Origin of the sequence: Pseudoalteromonas sp. S554 (assembly GCF_005930865.1) — a bacterium.
Classification (GTDB): Bacteria; Pseudomonadota; Gammaproteobacteria; order Enterobacterales; family Alteromonadaceae; genus Pseudoalteromonas; species Pseudoalteromonas marina.
Window position 1 is genome coordinate 147969 of sequence record NZ_PNDV01000078.1, and the last position, 17133, is coordinate 165101.

Here is a 17133-nt window from a genome sequence, read left to right on the forward strand (position 1 = left end):
TAGGAGTTATTATGGAGCTTTCAGCGTTAACGGCTATCTCGCCAGTTGATGGTCGCTACGGCAGCAAAACCACTGAACTACGCAGTATTTTCAGCGAATTTGGATTAATTAAATACCGTGTAATTGTTGAAGTGCGTTGGTTGCAAGCGTTAGCTGCAGCAAGCGACATTAAAGAAGTGCCCGCATTTAGCGACCAAGCAAATGCACTTTTAAACGCTATTGTTGATAACTTCAGTGAAGCCGACGCGCAGCGCGTTAAGGATATTGAACGAACAACTAACCACGACGTCAAAGCCGTTGAATACCTTTTAAAGGAAAAAGTAGCTGATAACGCAGAGCTACATGCTATTAACGAATTTATTCACTTTGCATGTACCTCAGAAGACATTAACAACCTATCACATGGTTTAATGTTAACTGAAGCACGTGACAGCGTATTACTGCCATACTGTGACCAATTACTCAACGCCATCAAAGAAAAAGCTATTGAGTATAAAGCAGTGCCAATGATGACTCGTACGCACGGACAACCTGCTACACCATCAACTATGGGTAAAGAGTTTGCAAACGTATACATGCGTTTAAAGCGTCAACGCGATCAAATTGCGCAAGTAGAAATGCTTGGTAAAGTAAATGGCGCTGTTGGTAACTATAATGCTCACCTTAGTGCTTATCCAGATTACGACTGGCATACTCATGCAGATAAGTTTGTATCGAGCCTAGGCTTAACATTGAACCCGTTTACCACACAAATTGAACCACATGATTACATTGCAGAATTATTTGATGCAATTGCACGTTTTAATACTATTTTGCTTGATTTTGACCGTGATGTTTGGGGTTACATTGCCCTTAACCACTTTAAGCAAAAAACCATTGCTGGCGAAATTGGCTCATCAACTATGCCACACAAAGTTAACCCTATTGATTTTGAAAACTCAGAAGGTAACTTAGGTTTAGCAAATGCAATTTTTGCACACCTTGCACAAAAACTGCCTGTATCTCGCTGGCAGCGTGATCTTACCGATTCGACAGTGCTACGTAACCTTGGTGTGGGTATGGGTTATGCGCTTATTGCATATCAATCAACGCTTAAAGGTGTTAGCAAGCTTGAAGTTAACGAACCACGTTTACTTGAAGAGCTAGACCAGAACTGGGAATTGCTCGCAGAGCCTATTCAAACAGTTATGCGTAAATACGGCATTGAAAAGCCATACGAAAAACTTAAAGATTTAACCCGTGGAAAGCGCGTAAATCAAGAAATAATGGCTGACTTCATCGATGGTTTAGATCTTCCTGAAGTTGCTAAAGTAGAAATGAAAAAACTAACACCGGCTAATTACATTGGCCGTGCGGTTGAATTTATTGATGATTTAGTTTAATTATTAATCACCACTATCAAAAAGCGAAAGGGTTATCCTTTCGCTTTTTTTGTATATAAAGCAAAGCAATTACCGGCAGGCAAACGTATGTATCAATTAAAAATAAACGATTTATCTGAACAAGAATTTTTAACCCACTTTTGGCAAAAAAAACCTCTTTTGATCAAACAAGGGTTTAGTCACTTTGAAGATCCACTTGATGCAAACGAACTTGCTGGCTTAGCAATGGAAGACTCTATTGAATCGCGTATTGTTACAAATCACAATAACGACTGGCAAACCCATCAAGGGCCATTCGAGGACTTTGATTTACTCACAGAGGAAAATTCAACGTTATTAGTGCAAGCAGTCGACCACTGGCATCCAGAGGCAGCCCAGCTGCTAGAACCGTTCAGATTTATCCCTAACTGGCGCATTGACGATTTAATGATCAGCTTTTCTACCCCTAATGGTGGTGTTGGCCCGCATTTAGATCAATACGATGTTTTCATTATTCAAGGTGAAGGAAAGCGTCATTGGCGAGTTGGCCTACCCGACCCAACTCTTAAGCAATTTGCTCAAAATAAAAAATTATTGCAAGTTGAAGCCTTTGAAGCAGTCATAGACTGCATTTTAGAGCCCGGTGATATTTTATATATTCCACCAGGCTGCCCGCATGAAGGCTACGCGGTTGAAAATGCACTTAATTACTCTGTTGGATTTAGAGCACCAAATCAGCAAGATTTACTATCAAGCTTTGCCGATCATGTTATTGACACTGAAAGCGGTCAAAAACGCTACACAGACCACAACTTAGTTACAAGAGCCTCAAAAGGTGAGCTTACAAATAATGAAGCTGAAAAGGTTAAGCATCTTATCGCCTCAATGCTAGAAGATGATGGTCTATTCAAGCAATGGCTTGGCAAAACCTTAAGCCAACCCAAACATGAAATGGACTTGGCACCAGTAGAACCTGCTTTTACCCAAGATCAAATAGCAAACGAATTGGCAGAGCCAGATACTATTTTTGAACGTGTAGGTGGAACACGAGCAATTTATCAGCAGTGTGAAAATGAGCTTTTAGTAAGTATTAATGGTGACAATTTCACTCTTCCTATCGGGGACATAGCAGCAGTAAAATTACTAACGGACGAAACCGAGTTTAATACTAATGAATTAGCTAACACTCAAAATAGTCTAGTTTTTGTTCAGATGTTTACTATACTTGTTAATGAAGGCATTTGGTTTAACGCAAACCAAGAGTAACAAGTAGGAGGCAATTGTGGGTTATCGTATAAACAAAGTTGAATGGGATCGACAAAAAAATGAGTTGCAACAAATAAGGGAGCGCGTATTTGTTTACGAATTACATATCCCTAAACGCGTTGAATTCGATAACCTCGATGAATTAGCTTTGCATGTGCTTGTTACAGACGACAGCTTTTGTCCCGTCGCAACAGCCCGCCTATGTAATGATGGCTTAATTGGACGCTTAGCTGTACTGCCTGATCACAGAAACCGAAATGTTTACTGCTCGTTACTTAATTATATTTTTGACATAGCAGTAGAACAAGGTATTGAATCTATTAGCGTTAATTGTGTTCTACACGAAGTTGAACGATTTAAACGTAACGGCTTTATAAAACAAGGTAATGTGTTTATGGAGGCAGGTATACCTAGGCAAAGAATGAAATGCCCTGTTAGGTGTGCTGATACAACACCTTTCACACTAGTTCATTAATTAAGTTGTAAGGGTAATCAAAGATTGATTACCCTTTTTGGATTATTTTGGTTCGTGAGCCCACAGTTTGTCGTTATCGTATAACTCGTAAAGGCCATGTGCTCTTTTCACTAATAGGTTAGCAAAGTCTGCCTGTGTTTTATCGCGCGCGCCCGCACTCATTATCTGATCTGCTTTTAACTGCCATTGCAATGAAAAATAACGCATAGCATCACGCGCATCTGACGCTGCACCCACTTCAGCATGGTCTGTTGGTAATTGCCCTGTAACAACCCAATACGTTTTTCCGTTTTGCGCTTTAAATTTCCACATTGCGCAAATAGGGGCTAAAAACCTGCTGTCTTGCTCAACTACTGATTTAGGCATAATGCCTTTTTCTGCTAAATACTTTTGTGCTGTTTGAAAACATCCACGTTGCCATGCAACACGTTGTTGCTCAGCTAGTGCTTGCTCTTCAGGTGTTAATTGTTTTTGTTGTTGTTCCATTGTAATGACCTTATTACTTCTTTTTAAACACTGTAAGGTCTTAGTAAATAAGGTGCAAGCATAAAACAGGCTGCTTGCACTTTAAAAACTCTGACTGCTTTGTTTTTATACAAATTGCTATTTTATATTATGGTCAAACGAACCAACATCCCCAGGGAACACAACGGGCGACTCAAAACCATCATGACTAACAGATGAAATACCAAAGTAATAATTGTCTATTACTACATTCTCAAGTGTGAAATCAGAAACATTACCAACGTATTTACTAAACTGCCATTGCGGCTCGCTTGTGTAACGCCAATATATTTTATAACCGGCAATTGTGTCATCATTACTTTTTTGCCACGAAAACGAAGTACTAGCCTTTACTGCGCCAGTAATTTTAACGTCTTTAGGAGGGGCTGGAGCCCAAGCCATAGATGCCATAGTTACCGCATTGAGTGATGTTAGTTTAGCTGCATAATCAAAATCAACCCCGTCAATCGTATCGCCATATGTAATGCCATTTTCTGTGCGTAGGTCTTGGTGTTGACGATCATAATGCTCGTTTGTTTCCATTATGCGCACTGCTGCGAACCCAGCATCGTTAAATGGGCGATGGTGCCCGCCCCGTGCAAACCTATCTAGCCTGTAAACAAGCATTGTATCAAGGTTGGGGATGTACCTATCTGCAACAGTGTCAATATAACGGGCTAAATTTCTACTTGCAGAATCAACCTCACCACCCGTAAATCGACGAGTACGAGCCTGTGCTTTTGTTTCAACAACACGTGTACCTTCTGAAAAAATACGTGCGGTTGTATTGTCAGTCACTCCATTTATACCGGTAATATTGCCAATCATGTCATTATTTAAAACACCATGTACTTGCCAGTTATTCTTTTGAGCGTGCGCGGTTAAAATTTTACCACCAAATAACCCCTGCTCTTCCCCTGATAACGCAGCGTAAACGACAGAGCCATTAAATTTATATTTACTCAGTACGCGTGCCGCTTCAATAACACCAGCAACACCCGATGCATTATCATTAGCGCCAGGAGAGTCACTAGTAAAATCCATTACATCGCTTACACGTGAGTCTATATCACCCGACATCATCACCATTCTATTTGGTTCAGTACTGCCGCGCTGAATAGCAACAATATTTACCACCTCAACAGGATCAGGTATGCGTTTTTCGCCTGAAATAGTGTCTGATACCTCAATAATCTCTAGGCAACCACCACATTGTGCGGATATTTTTTCAAACTCAGCTTTAATCCAACGTCGAGCAGCACCAATACCTCGAGTGTCAGATTTAGTCTCTGAAAGTGTATGACGTGTACCAAAGTCCACCAGCGTTTGAATATCGCTGCCAATTCGCTCTGCTGACACACTTCCCGCAATATCATGCAGATTTTGTTGATCTTTATATTGCATATCAGCCGCAATAACGCCACTTGATGCTGAGCAAGCAAACGCAAGCATGCTTAGCTTTAATAATTTAATTGATGGTTTAAGCATTTATGTAGCTCCTTATTTTTATTGGTTTACAATTACCTATGTATTTGAATATCGCAATTAATTTGAGGTAGATACGAAAATAAGCACGCTAAAGCGCAGAAAAGAATAGTACTAATTCGAGTTCAATATAAAAATAGTTACCAAAGCTATAAAGTAAGGTAGCAGACCAAATATCCAAAGTTTTAACCCAAGCGTGTAATGCCTAAGCACTGTTGTATTCAACCTTGCACGAACTCTACTTTTATAATCCACAGCGTTACCCAACGCTAAATGCATACCCCCTAAAATTAACGCTAAATAAAGTGTACTGAACACGATTAAATTATTTCTAACGGAATCAGTAAGTAATTTTACATAATCAAAACAAAAGAAAAGAGCTAATAAACCAATATAAATAGATAGCACCATACCGATTAGGACACTCGCCTTGTGCCCCGTGTACGTATTATTTGGGTCAACTTTTTTCAACCATTGAGCACACACAAAATGTAAAGCGCAAATAAACGATCTCATCTTCTACCCTAGAATTAATGAGTAAGTTGGATATTGTTATAACCTATAAAATGGTCATGTAACCCCACACTTAGTAACACCCCAGCAGAAAACATAAATATAAGTATAAACACCACACAATTAACGGCTGTGCTTGTTTGCATACTAGTAGAAAAAAAATGTAAACATAAAGCCAAAACAACAGTGAATATTGCAAACTTGTTGAATACAAAATAGCTGGGTATTTCAAATGCCCACAATGACGTTTCATTTATAAATTGCCTGTAACCATAAAATACAAAGGCAATAGCACCAACTAAAGCAACGGTGAAAGTAATTAGCGTGATGTCTAAAGCCATATTTTTATAAATAAGCAAATAACCGAGTCGAATTGAGTAAATAAAAATAGCGAGCCAAATTAACAGCACAGGGCCTAAAATTAATCCCATTTTTCTCTCCTTGAATGTTTTAAATGATTTAATTTAAACCCAAATACTACACGGTAAAGCAAATCAATAAACTTATAACCAAATAACTTAAGTAAACTTTTTATTTTCGTGCCAAACTAAGAAACTTAGATTCTGGATAATAGAGCGATCCCAAGCACCTATTGCCGGTAAATTCGCCTTGTTTTTATTAAAAATCCCAGACTAGTAAAATTTAATTATCATCATGATTTAACACGTTAGTAAATCACTTAATCAGAGTTCCGATTAAGTAGTCAATTTAAAAAGTAAGAGTATGCGCCAGTTAAAAAATGAAACGTTAAAATGTAACCTTGTACAATTTAAGCAAACCACGCTTGGTCCTATCTATGTTTATGAAAACGCGCAATACCGTTGGTTAACACTAGACGAAAAACGTGAACAAGATGCTGTTATTCAGGGCGTAATGAGTAAAAGCAAATCAGAGCAAGTTTTGGTACCTGTAAATCAGAGCATGCTCCTGTTTTTATTAAAACCAGTAACCAACCTTAAAATGTTAAATTTAGGGTTGGGAACCGCGGGCGTTGAGCGAGTTATCTATTATCTATTCAATAAAACAAAATTTTTAAATACTCTACACACCTTTAACACCGTTGAAATTAACCCTGATGTGGTTGAAATTGCACAAACACATTTTTATTTGCCAAAACCGCACTCTGTATTTTTACAGTCAGCAGAGCAATTTATTCAGCAATGTAAAATTAAATACGATGTGATCACCATCGACATATTCAGTGGAGAGTACCACCAGCCATTTTTAAACAGCGCTCTTTTTTGGCAAAATATGACGCGCTGTTGCAATTCAAGCAGTCAAATAACACTCAACTTAAACCCTAAAACAGGTCAAGAGTTACAGCTGTTGTTGGCCTTGTTAAGAAAGTACTTTAAAGCAATCGCACTTGTTGAATTTAATGAGTATAAAAACATTGTTATTGTTTTAAGCCCTAGCTCACTAAAACACATTAGCGTCGACAATATTCAAGATTCTGACGTTTTTAAACATCTTGCTCCCAATTTATATCAAGATATTAATCATATTTACCACATTGAATCTTTTTAATTAGCGACCGGGTTCATGCTTTTCATAGCAAGGCAAACTGGTTTCTAACTGTTCCCAATTCGCTTTTGATGTAACAAAATTATGAGATATAGGTTTTTCTGCAATATCTGAATCCAGTAAACCTAATCGAATACGAAAACGGCTTTTATCACTGTTATTTTCGCTATAAATAGGCGAACCACAGCAGGCACAAAAATACCGTGTTCTACCGGGTTTAAACGCGTATCCACTTAATGAGTCTTGCCCTTGAGTGATTAAAAACTCATCAGCGTTTACAAAACCATTTGTAGCAAACGCTGTTCCGCTATTTTTTCTACACAAAGAACAGTGACAGTGAATAATACTGGTAATATTGCCTGTAATTTTCACATTTACTTTTCCACACAAACAAGAGCCTAAATACATAACACTTCCTTATTAATTTCAAAAATAAGCACAGGCGTATGTTAACTATAAAGTTATTTGATATGAATAAGTTTTAGTTATTTACTGAGCGCGACTACAAAATTTATATAGCTTTTGCTTAAACTTAAGCGCGTTAAATTTTTTTGGTTTACAATAAATCAGTTATTGGTTATAAATAAACCGTAATTTGGTAATGTAAAACTTAAGTCATTCAACAAAAAATTATTACCAATAACCATTTTTTCCTGTTTATGCTATCAATAACAATTAAATAAAGAGCAAACAATGCGCCATAAAAACGTTCTTCTGCCAATGTGGTTAATCACATTAGTAGCATGCAGCCAAAATCACCAACACCCTTCCACAAATCAATGGCTGTTAATCGATAATTTTGAAACGCAAACGCTAACATGGCAAAAAGCTGATACTGACAATCAAACCAATCCATACATAGCCAACCCACAAGTGACAAAAATTTCACGAGAGGCTGAATCCTCAAATCATTACTTATTAAAAAAACCAGCCGCCGAAGGCATTATTGGTAATCGAAAAGCACTCAGTTTTACTAAGCTACCAAAAGTAGTTGAAGTGGGAGAAACTTATACATTTTTTACGCGCATAAATGTAGAAACGTTTCCTAACAATCACGCTTTTGGCTTAAGTAACTTACAACCCAATGAAATTAAAAAGCATGGTTACAATGCGTTTGAACCTACCTTACGTGTAACAGACAAAGCCGAGTCGAATGGATTTAAAAACGATGGCGCTTTAATGGTCAAAACAGATAAAGGTTATAGCAACATTCAAAACTACAACGCCGCCCAATCAGCAAAGCCCCTTAACACAAATCAATGGTACAGCATCTGGTATGTAGTGAATAACGCGCCTACAAAAATGCAAGGCCAACAATACAATGTGTATGTTCAAGGCGGTGAGTTTACAACGCAAACACTCGTGTATAAAAATGCAAAATTTAGAATGAGACGTGAACAACCACTTATTTACTTTTTGGCAAACACAAATACTGGTCCGGCTAAAAAGCCCTATGGTAACGGCGGTTTAAAATACGACGACTTATATATGAGCCGAGGCATTAACCTTTCAAACCCTGTTAGATAAAAAGCCTGTATAAGTAATAACTAACCTGAATTTTAGATATAAAATCTCTCAACTAAAGCTCATGTTAGTTAATACAAAACTGCATTTAAAAATACTTAAATGGTATGATACGTCACATTATTTGCTATTTAAGTTTTTAAAATGTATCGACTCTTTGAAAGAATGACCAACGCATTTCCTGAGGAAAAACCCACTCAGCCGCCTTCTACTTTATTTGCGTTTTGCCGCCATTACACTAAGGGCATGGAACTCTCGTTAGTGCTTATGTCGATAAGTGCAGCGCTGTTAGCTATTTTAGAAGTATCGTTATTTAGTTATATGGGCCAATTGGTTGATTGGCTAAGTACCCATACACCACAAACCCTATTTGTAGAGCAAAAAACTGAACTAATAAAAATGGCTGTTATGCTGTTAGTCGTTTTGCCTATTGTGGTGTTTTTTCATGCCGCTATTTTGCATCAAGCCTTATTAGGTAATTACCCTATGTCGATTCGCTGGTCAGCGCATCGGTATTTACTACGCCAAAGTGTAAGCTTTTATCAAAATGAATTTGCAGGGCGCATTGCTACCAAAGTAATGCAAACGTCTTTAGCCGTTCGCGAGGCGGTAATGAAACTGCTTGATGTACTTATGTACATAGTGGTTTATTTTGGCGCTATGGTGTTTTTAGTGGCTGAAGCAGACTGGCGCTTGATGATCCCTTTGCTTGTATGGCTTGCCTTATATGCTTCAATACAGGTTTACTTTGTGCCTAAACTTAAAAAAATTGCCAGCTCACAAGCCGATGCGCGATCAGAAATGACGGGCCGTATTGTTGATAGCTACACTAACATTTCAACTATTAAACTTTTTTCGTACACCCAACGCGAAGAGCAATACGCCAAGCAAAGCATGGATGTATTTTTACAACCCGTATATAAACAAATGCGCTTAGTAACCAGCCTTAACTTTGCTATTAATACGCTTAACTATTTATTGGTATTTAGTGTTGCCGCATTATCGCTTTACTTATGGTCAATGAGTGCAATTAGTGCTGGCGCTATAGCCGTTGCAGTTAGTTTATCGCTTAGATTAAACGGTATGGCGCAGTGGATCATGTGGGAAATAAGCAGCCTGTTTGAAAATATTGGCACCGCAACCGATGGTATGAAAACATTATCAAACCCAATAAAAGTAGACGATAAACCAAACGCAAACACCCTTGAAGTAACCCAAGGCAGTATTGAGTTTAAAGATATACATTTTAATTATGGCAAAGCCGCCAACGAAACTAACCGTGGCCCGGTAATGAATGGGTTAAATCTTAATATTAAACCCGGTGAAAAAATTGGTTTAGTTGGCCGCTCTGGCGCGGGTAAATCAACGCTTGTTAACCTACTGCTGCGCTTTTATGATACCGACTCTGGCACAATTAAAATTGACGAGCAAAATATTACTGACGTAAGCCAAGAAAGTCTTCGCCGCTATATTGCTATGGTAACGCAAGACACTTCTCTGCTTCACCGCTCTGTTAAAGATAATATTTTATACGGTCGCCCCGACGCGACCGAAGCTGAAATGTTAAACGCCGCAAAACAAGCTAAAGCGCTCGATTTTATTAGCGATTTAGAAGACTCAAAAGGCAATAAAGGGTTTGAGGCACAGGTTGGCGAACGTGGTGTAACGCTATCGGGTGGTCAGCGCCAACGTATTGCCATTGCACGAGTGTTACTTAAAAATGCCCCTATTCTTATTTTAGACGAAGCGACCAGCGCACTTGATTCAGAAGTTGAAGCGGCTATTCAAGCAAGCCTTGATGATTTAATGACAGGAAAAACGGTTATCGCTATAGCGCATAGGCTGTCTACCATTGCACAAATGGATAGACTCATCGTGTTAGATAATGGTGGCGTCGTTGAGCAAGGCTCACACGATAAACTCATTGCACAAGGGGGCATATATGCAGGCCTTTGGGCTCATCAAACTGGTGGATTTATTGGGGTAGAATAACACTTAATACAAAAAACCGACGTAGTAGTACTAACACTAAAACGTCGGTTTTTATTTATTAAGCTACTAAACGAAAACCTATTAGTACCAACATCACAATGTTGGCAATAAAGCTAATTAAAAAGAAATACGTACGCGGGCTTGGGTTTTTCTCTGTTGCAATCACATAGTATAAAATCATGTGAATTAAACGCGCAACGACATACACCCACACACACATTGCAAAAATTGCGCTTTGGTAATTAATTACAAATGCAAATAACACCGTGCCTATAAATAATGCGCTATTTTCTAATGTATTTTGAAACGTACGGTACGCTCTAAATATAAAGCTATCGTGCGATAAATCGTCGCTAATTTTACCCGGCACAGCACCGGGCTCCTTGGCCTTGCTAAAGGTCGCAACACCCCACTGCACCACCAGCATAATTAAGTAAAAGTAGAACCCTAAATAAGCAGATAAAGACACGTCATTCATTGTTAAATCCTTTATTTTAAAACTAAGTAATTAAAGCTGCATTACTTGTGCAAATTAAATACCAAATAAAAACTCTATTTATTCAGTAGCTTGCAATATGTTGGAAATTACTTTTGTAATAACTACATATTACCAAGTGCCATTTTACAACGGGCTTTTTAAGTTCTGAGGTTTAAAGTAATACACACAACGCCATGGTCAGTGGTTAAGTCGTCTCGCTCATATTCGGGGTTAATTAAATGCCTGTCGTACGTATTATGGTTACTTACTTCAAAAAAACTATCATCGTAGCTTGGGTCAAACTCGCACGACAGTAAAATATAATCAAGCACTGAGCTGCTTGTACCAAAGTAGTGAGTTGCTTTACGCGTTAGTGGTGCTGTTTGAGCAGTGTTTTCACCATCACTGTTACTTGCTTGCTGAGCATCATCAGCGGTAATTACTAGTTTTTCAAATAATGCCCACGAGTCATACAAACAGTACTTAGCTAGGTAGGCTTTGGCATCCATTGCGGGTGCAAACCTTAATGTATTGGTTAACAGGTGGTTAAGTACACCATCAGAAAGGTCGTTGTTAAAATCGCCCATTAATACCATGGGGTTTTGAGTCACTTCTCGTCGGGTGATCATTTGTATCATAATTAAAGTCGCTTCGCTGCCGCGTTGAATTGTTGAGCCCCAACTCCCTGCTACATTCGCTTTTAAAATATCGACAATGTTTTGCTCGGCTGTTACCGCTTTATTGTGTTCGTCTACCTCAAGCATGCCCCGCTTAGATTTAAAGTGTACAACATAGCAATCTGTATCTCCTAAGTGAGGTAACGTAACTGTGGCCCTGAGTACTTTACGACTAAATGAAAACGCCTGTGTTAAACCAAGTGAGCATGCTAGTTCCTCATCATGCTCCACTGCTATTACATCAACAATCGGGTATTTAGAGGCAATACCAACAACAGGGTGCTTAAAAATAAAATCATCTATAACATGGGGTTTATCAACTACAGCAAAATGGTTATAACCTTGGTTTAGCATTAATTCTTTAAGTGACTCAATACTAAATATTTCCTGAAAACCAATTACATCGGGCTGCTGCTCGTTTATGTATTCGGTGATCCAGCGCTGTTTTCTTGCCCATTGTTCAGCGGTGTATATGCGTTCAAACTCATAATAAGCGTTAGGTGGTTCAAGGTAGTTAAACAAATTAAAGGTGGCTATTTTAAGCTCGGTATTATTAATTACAGGCTCTGTGGGCAAGTTGACTGAGTCGTCGTTTATTTTATTTGGGTTATTGATAACTAAACACCTACATTTAATACTGCAATGATTATAACGCAGGAAGGCCATATGTATAAGTCGTGAATTATTCTCATCTATAAATTTACTCCGTTTTTTTACGTTATACTCTTTGCCTAATTTATTAAATGTATTAGGTTTTATGGACTATTCACACTTTGGCAGCAAATTTACTCAACCCAATGGTATTACACAGCTAATGGAAGATCTTGGTAATGCTAAAAGCAGTAATAACCCTAATTTAGTGATGCTTGGCGGAGGCAACCCCGCCTCTGTGCCACAAGTAAACACAGCGTTCATTAACGAGCTAAATCATTTAGTAAAAAATAATAAAATAGCGCAAATAATGGGCCTTTACGATGGCCCAACGGGTAACGATGAGTTTAGAGCAGCCCTTGCCAATCAGTTAACACAAGAATATGCGTGGAATTTAACAGCGAGCAATATTGCATTAGGAAATGGTAGCCAAGCTAACTTTTTTATTTTATTTAACCTATTTGCAGGCAAAATGGCTAATGGCAGCCATAAAAAAGTACTTTTTCCACTCGCGCCAGAATACGTAGGCTATGCCGACCAAGGTTTAACTGACGATATGTTTGTGGCCATTAAACCCGAAATAGAAATACTAAATACACCAAACGGCTCTAAACAGTTTAAATATGTAATTGATTTTGATGCGGTTAAGGCTGTACTTGCCAACGACAACAGCATAAGCGCATTATGTGTGTCGCGCCCTACCAACCCAACGGGTAACGTGATTACCGACGATGAAGTTCATCAACTAGATTTACTCGCAAAGCAATACACTATCCCCCTTATCATTGATAACGCCTATGGCGACCCATTCCCTGGCTGTATTTATACCGATGCAAACCTAACCTGGAACTCAAACATTATATTATGTATGTCACTTTCAAAACTGGGCTTGCCAGGCCTGCGCACCGGTATAGTGGTTGCCAATAACGAGATTATTAAAGCAATTAGCCGCGTTAATGGCGCTATGGTGTTATCACCTAATAGTTTTGGGCCAAGCTTAGTCACTCGCTTAATCAAAGATAATGAACTACTGCCTCTGTGTAAAAATACCATTTTGCCTTTTTATAAAAATAAAGCACAGGTCGCTGTTAGCCTATTTGATGAAATATTTGATGACTTACCTGTTTATTTACATAAGGTAGAAGGCGCATTTTTTATGTGGCTATGGTTTAAAGATTCAAAAATAACCAGCGAACAGCTTTACCAAAAACTTAAAAAACAAGATGTGTATATAATTCCTGGCCACAACTTTTTTATAGGTATTGAAGATAGCTGGGAGCACAAACATCAATGCGTGCGTATTAATTACGCCACCGATGAAGCAACGCTCAAAAAAGGCCTAGAAGCAATTAAAGCACTCATAATGTAAATATTCATACAGTGTCATTATAAGTTTAATTGATGGCCTCATACTCGTTTAAAGTTTATGCAAACGCGTTCTATCCCCTTTAAATTTATATATAAATTGGTATCCTACTCGACCTTTTTTAGCATATGCTTACATAAAAGCCCCCGTAAATAAGCGGCAATAGCTGCACCGTACTTATTTAAGTGGCGGCAATACACAACAGGCTTCGCGTATAATTATTGGTTTTAAACGTTAGGTGTAACTTTAAATAGCAACATGCAATAACACTATTAAGGTAAATTATGCGATTAGGTCCAGGATTACTCGTCACTGCTGCCTTTATTGGGCCAGGTACAATCACCACAGCCAGTGTAGCAGGCGCAAACTTTGGTTTTGCGCTTATTTGGACATTACTATTTTCAGTTATTGCCACTATATTACTGCAATCAATGGCGGCACGCCTTGGCGTTGCAACAGGCAAAGACTTAGCGCAAGCACTTAGGGCAAATATTCAAACCCCGCTATTTAAATCGTTAGCTATATTTTTGGTGATCAGTGCCATAGGTGTTGGCAGTGCAGCATACGAAGCGGGTAATTTAAGTGGTGCGAGTATGGGACTAATTGGCATATTTCCAAACGTTAATCCGCAAATATGGACCCCTCTAATTGCTTTTTTAAGTGCTGGTTTACTTTATAGCGGCAAACATAAAGTGGTAGAAAACGCACTTATAGTATTAGTGATTTTAATGAGCTTGGTGTTTATATCTACATTGATCATGGCTTCACCATCACTGGGGGATATATTGTCAGGCTTTACGCCAAGCTTGCCTGAAGGCTCAATAACAACTGTTTTAGCGTTGGTTGGTACAACCATAGTGCCGTACAACCTATTTTTGCACTCTGGTGTTTTAGCAGCTAAGCACGACAGCAAAAGTGACTTACAAAAAGTAATTAAGCAAACCAATGTTGATACTGGCCTTTCAATTACTTTGGGCGGTGTAATCACATTAGCTATTTTATCTACCGCGTCGGTCGCTTTTTATGGAACAAACGCAGGGCAAATTAGCGCAGCAAACATGGCAGTACAACTAGAGCCCTTGCTCGGTGATGCAGCCCATTACTTTTTTGCTATAGGGTTGTTTGCCGCAGGGTTAACTAGCGCAATAACCGCGCCGCTTGCTGGGGCTTATGCCGTATGTGGTATGTTAGGTTGGTCAAATGATATGGCAAGCACTCGCTTTAAAAGCGTTGCTATTATCATCTTATTATTTGGTGCTGCGGTAGCATCTCTTGGGTTAGACCCTGTCGCGGTTATAATATTTGCCCAAGCGGCTAATGGTTTATTACTTCCTGTTATCACTATTTACTTAGTGTGGTTAGTAAATCAAAAGTCGGTCATGGGGAAATTTACCAACTCGTTTATTTTAAACCTTGTTACTCTACCTGTGTTAATGCTTATTTTTGGCTTAAGTAGTTACAAACTCATTGGTTTAATTTTTTAATAAAGTATAAAAAGGGTTTTAAAAAGCCGTGGTTTTCATTAAACAGCGGCTTTAGCTAAGGAACTAGCCTTAAAAAACACTTAGTTTAACTTTGTGTTTTCAACTACTTTAATTAGTTGTGCAAACGCGTAACCGCCAATAGCGCCTGCAACCAACTGTAAATAAAAACCCCACCCTCTTGCGCCAGCAATAATGGTTATATTCATAATAGACTCAATCGCTATGAGCGCCGTCGCAAAAGCGGCTATACCCGCTATAACAAACAGCCCAGTACTATGTGCTTTTAATTTTTTATTAATAAACCAAGTCACTAAAAAAGCAATAGTGAGTGCAAAGGCAATAATAGCACCATAAGTAGGAAGTAAACCAAACCAATCGTCGAGTGTTAAATTAACACGGTCAGCAAACTCTACCACTACACCTACATTAACTAATTGATTGACAACGTATTGGCTATGAAACAAGCTAGCAAGCGTAAACGTTAGTAACCAAGCAACTAAAAATGAAGGGAGTATGCGTGTTAAAAACAACATGGTTATCTCAATTTAAACTAAATAATTTTTTATACAGTAGCAAAGGCTTGCGCGGTAAACAATGCATCTCGCTTTTTATACTATTCGCACTCTTCTCATTTAACGTCAATGCAAACAATGCATTACCTAAAAAACAATATACAACGCAAACACTCGCTACACAGCTAAACTCGCCTTGGAGTATGGTGCAACTGCCCGATGGTACATGGTTAATAACCGAACGCGACGGCCACGTAGTGGTTATTAAAAATAACGAGCAAAGTAGAATAAAATTACCACTTGAAGGTTTATACGTTGCAGGTCAAGGTGGTTTACTTGATATAGTACTCACGCCGAATTTTGCTAAGTCCAAAGAAGTTATTTTTACCTACGCCCAAGGCAATCTTGATGCAAACAGGCTCTTAATAGCTAAAGCTACTTTCAATGGTACACGTTTTACAACGCCAACAATCATTTACAACGTAGCCACAGATAAAGACACACCACAACATTACTCTGGTCGCGCCCTTATTCTCCCCGATAACACTTTACTGTTTTCAAGTGGCGATGGTTTTGACTACAGAGAGCAAGCACAAGTAGTAACCAGCCAACTTGGCAAAACACTGCGCATTACAGCAAATGGCAAAACACCCAAAAATAACCCTTTTATTGACCACAAAAACCCAACAGCTCATGCAGTGTATTCATATGGGCACCGTAACCTTCAAGGTTTAGTGTACGACTATGACACGCAACAAATTGTAAGCCACGAACATGGCCCCGCAGGTGGCGACGAGCTAAATTATTTAACGGCTGGAAATAATTACGGTTGGCCAGTCATTACAAACGGTGACGATTACTCGCAAGCGCGCATATCTCCATTTAGAGACTACCTGGGCATGCAAAAACCAAGCGTAGATTGGACGCCATCAATCGCTCCATCGGGTATGGCGTATTATGGCTCTAAACACGCCGCATTCCCTTCGCTTCAAAAAAATGTGCTCATTACCACGCTTGTAGATAAAAAACTCTACAGCGTTAATTTAGCGAATGGTAAATTCGCCCAGTCGCATGTATTTCCAGAAGCAACAGGACGATTAAGAGATGTATTTGTAACTACTCAAGGTAATGTAGCCATATTAACCGATGGAAAAAATGCTGAGCTGATGTTGTTTAAAGCTGATTAATTCACAAAGAGGATTTGAGGCGCTTCGCTTTTAGAGAAATATAATGGGTTATATTAGGACGCTTTAGCTATTTGCAGTTTGATGTCTGAAGTCAAGATTTGACCCCTTTATTTCCATGGCGGTAAAGCCAAAAA

The 17133-nt window shown here is 38.7% G+C and carries 16 protein-coding genes; 9 read left to right on the forward strand and 7 right to left on the reverse strand.

Annotated elements, in window-relative coordinates; translation table 11 throughout:
• The first annotated feature begins 11 nt into the window (after window positions 1-11).
• The 3 genes from purB to CWB65_RS16295 all read left to right on the forward strand — a co-directional run bounded on the left by purB (window position 12) and on the right by CWB65_RS16295 (window position 3102).
• On the forward strand, window positions 12-1382 hold the full coding sequence (purB, locus tag CWB65_RS16285; protein WP_006792839.1) for an adenylosuccinate lyase: 1371 nt from the start codon (window positions 12-14) through the stop codon (window positions 1380-1382).
• Window positions 1383-1469: 87 nt separating this feature from the next.
• Window positions 1470-2627, forward strand: a complete 1158-nt coding sequence (locus CWB65_RS16290) for a cupin domain-containing protein (RefSeq protein WP_008127281.1) — start codon at window positions 1470-1472, stop codon at window positions 2625-2627.
• A 16-nt stretch (window positions 2628-2643) separates the two neighbouring features.
• Window positions 2644-3102: a GNAT family N-acetyltransferase gene (locus tag CWB65_RS16295; protein WP_008127279.1), complete on the forward strand. Its 459-nt coding sequence runs from the start codon at window positions 2644-2646 to the stop codon at window positions 3100-3102.
• 42 nt (window positions 3103-3144) lie between these two features.
• On the opposite strand, the gene CWB65_RS16300 is transcribed toward CWB65_RS16295, so the two are convergent.
• The 3 genes from CWB65_RS16300 to CWB65_RS16315 form a co-directional block, all read right to left on the reverse strand.
• Window positions 3145-3588 carry a DUF4826 family protein gene (locus CWB65_RS16300; RefSeq protein WP_006792842.1) on the reverse strand — a complete coding sequence of 148 codons (444 nt, stop codon included), beginning with the start codon at window positions 3586-3588 and terminating at the stop codon, window positions 3145-3147.
• Between the two features lie 117 nt (window positions 3589-3705).
• Window positions 3706-5094, reverse strand: coding sequence for a M28 family peptidase (locus CWB65_RS16305; protein WP_008127277.1), 1389 nt, complete (start codon window positions 5092-5094; stop codon window positions 3706-3708).
• A 527-nt stretch (window positions 5095-5621) separates the two neighbouring features.
• Complete coding sequence (locus CWB65_RS16315) at window positions 5622-6035, reverse strand: hypothetical protein (RefSeq protein ID WP_138741000.1); 414 nt, start codon at window positions 6033-6035, stop codon at window positions 5622-5624.
• A gap of 292 nt (window positions 6036-6327) precedes the next feature.
• Between CWB65_RS16315 and CWB65_RS16320 the strand changes: the two genes are divergently transcribed.
• Window positions 6328-7131: a polyamine aminopropyltransferase gene (locus CWB65_RS16320; protein ID WP_138741001.1), complete on the forward strand. Its 804-nt coding sequence runs from the start codon at window positions 6328-6330 to the stop codon at window positions 7129-7131.
• On the opposite strand, the gene CWB65_RS16325 is transcribed toward CWB65_RS16320, so the two are convergent.
• Entirely contained in the window at window positions 7132-7536 is a 405-nt protein-coding gene (locus CWB65_RS16325; protein WP_008127269.1) for a GFA family protein, read from the reverse strand.
• 285 nt (window positions 7537-7821) lie between these two features.
• Between CWB65_RS16325 and CWB65_RS16330 the strand changes: the two genes are divergently transcribed.
• The gene (locus CWB65_RS16330) at window positions 7822-8655 is read left to right on the forward strand and encodes a hypothetical protein (RefSeq protein ID WP_138741002.1); all 834 of its coding nucleotides are present in this window, start codon (window positions 7822-7824) and stop codon (window positions 8653-8655) included.
• Between the two features lie 141 nt (window positions 8656-8796).
• The gene (locus CWB65_RS16335; RefSeq protein WP_033025012.1) at window positions 8797-10644 is read left to right on the forward strand and encodes an ABC transporter ATP-binding protein; all 1848 of its coding nucleotides are present in this window, start codon (window positions 8797-8799) and stop codon (window positions 10642-10644) included.
• Between the two features lie 58 nt (window positions 10645-10702).
• Here the strand turns inward: CWB65_RS16335 and CWB65_RS16340 are convergent, their stop codons facing one another.
• Together CWB65_RS16340 and CWB65_RS16345 are read right to left on the reverse strand one after the other, a co-directional pair.
• The gene (locus CWB65_RS16340; protein WP_008127262.1) at window positions 10703-11122 is read right to left on the reverse strand and encodes an MAPEG family protein; all 420 of its coding nucleotides are present in this window, start codon (window positions 11120-11122) and stop codon (window positions 10703-10705) included.
• 158 nt (window positions 11123-11280) lie between these two features.
• Window positions 11281-12321, reverse strand: coding sequence for an endonuclease/exonuclease/phosphatase family protein (locus CWB65_RS16345; RefSeq protein ID WP_138741004.1), 1041 nt, complete (start codon window positions 12319-12321; stop codon window positions 11281-11283).
• 235 nt (window positions 12322-12556) lie between these two features.
• Between CWB65_RS16345 and CWB65_RS16350 the strand changes: the two genes are divergently transcribed.
• On the forward strand, window positions 12557-13819 hold the full coding sequence (locus tag CWB65_RS16350; protein WP_008127256.1) for a valine--pyruvate transaminase: 1263 nt from the start codon (window positions 12557-12559) through the stop codon (window positions 13817-13819).
• 281 nt (window positions 13820-14100) lie between these two features.
• Window positions 14101-15300: an Nramp family divalent metal transporter gene (locus CWB65_RS16355; RefSeq protein ID WP_008127254.1), complete on the forward strand. Its 1200-nt coding sequence runs from the start codon at window positions 14101-14103 to the stop codon at window positions 15298-15300.
• A gap of 80 nt (window positions 15301-15380) precedes the next feature.
• Here the strand turns inward: CWB65_RS16355 and CWB65_RS16360 are convergent, their stop codons facing one another.
• A complete protein-coding gene (locus tag CWB65_RS16360; protein WP_008127252.1) occupies window positions 15381-15833 on the reverse strand; it encodes a hypothetical protein in 453 nt (150 codons plus the stop codon).
• Here CWB65_RS16360 and CWB65_RS16365 point away from each other — a divergent pair.
• Window positions 15818-16999, forward strand: coding sequence for a PQQ-dependent sugar dehydrogenase (locus CWB65_RS16365; RefSeq protein ID WP_008127250.1), 1182 nt, complete (start codon window positions 15818-15820; stop codon window positions 16997-16999). The two genes, CWB65_RS16360 and CWB65_RS16365, sit on opposite strands and share 16 nt — an antisense overlap.
• Window positions 17000-17133 lie beyond the last annotated feature (134 nt).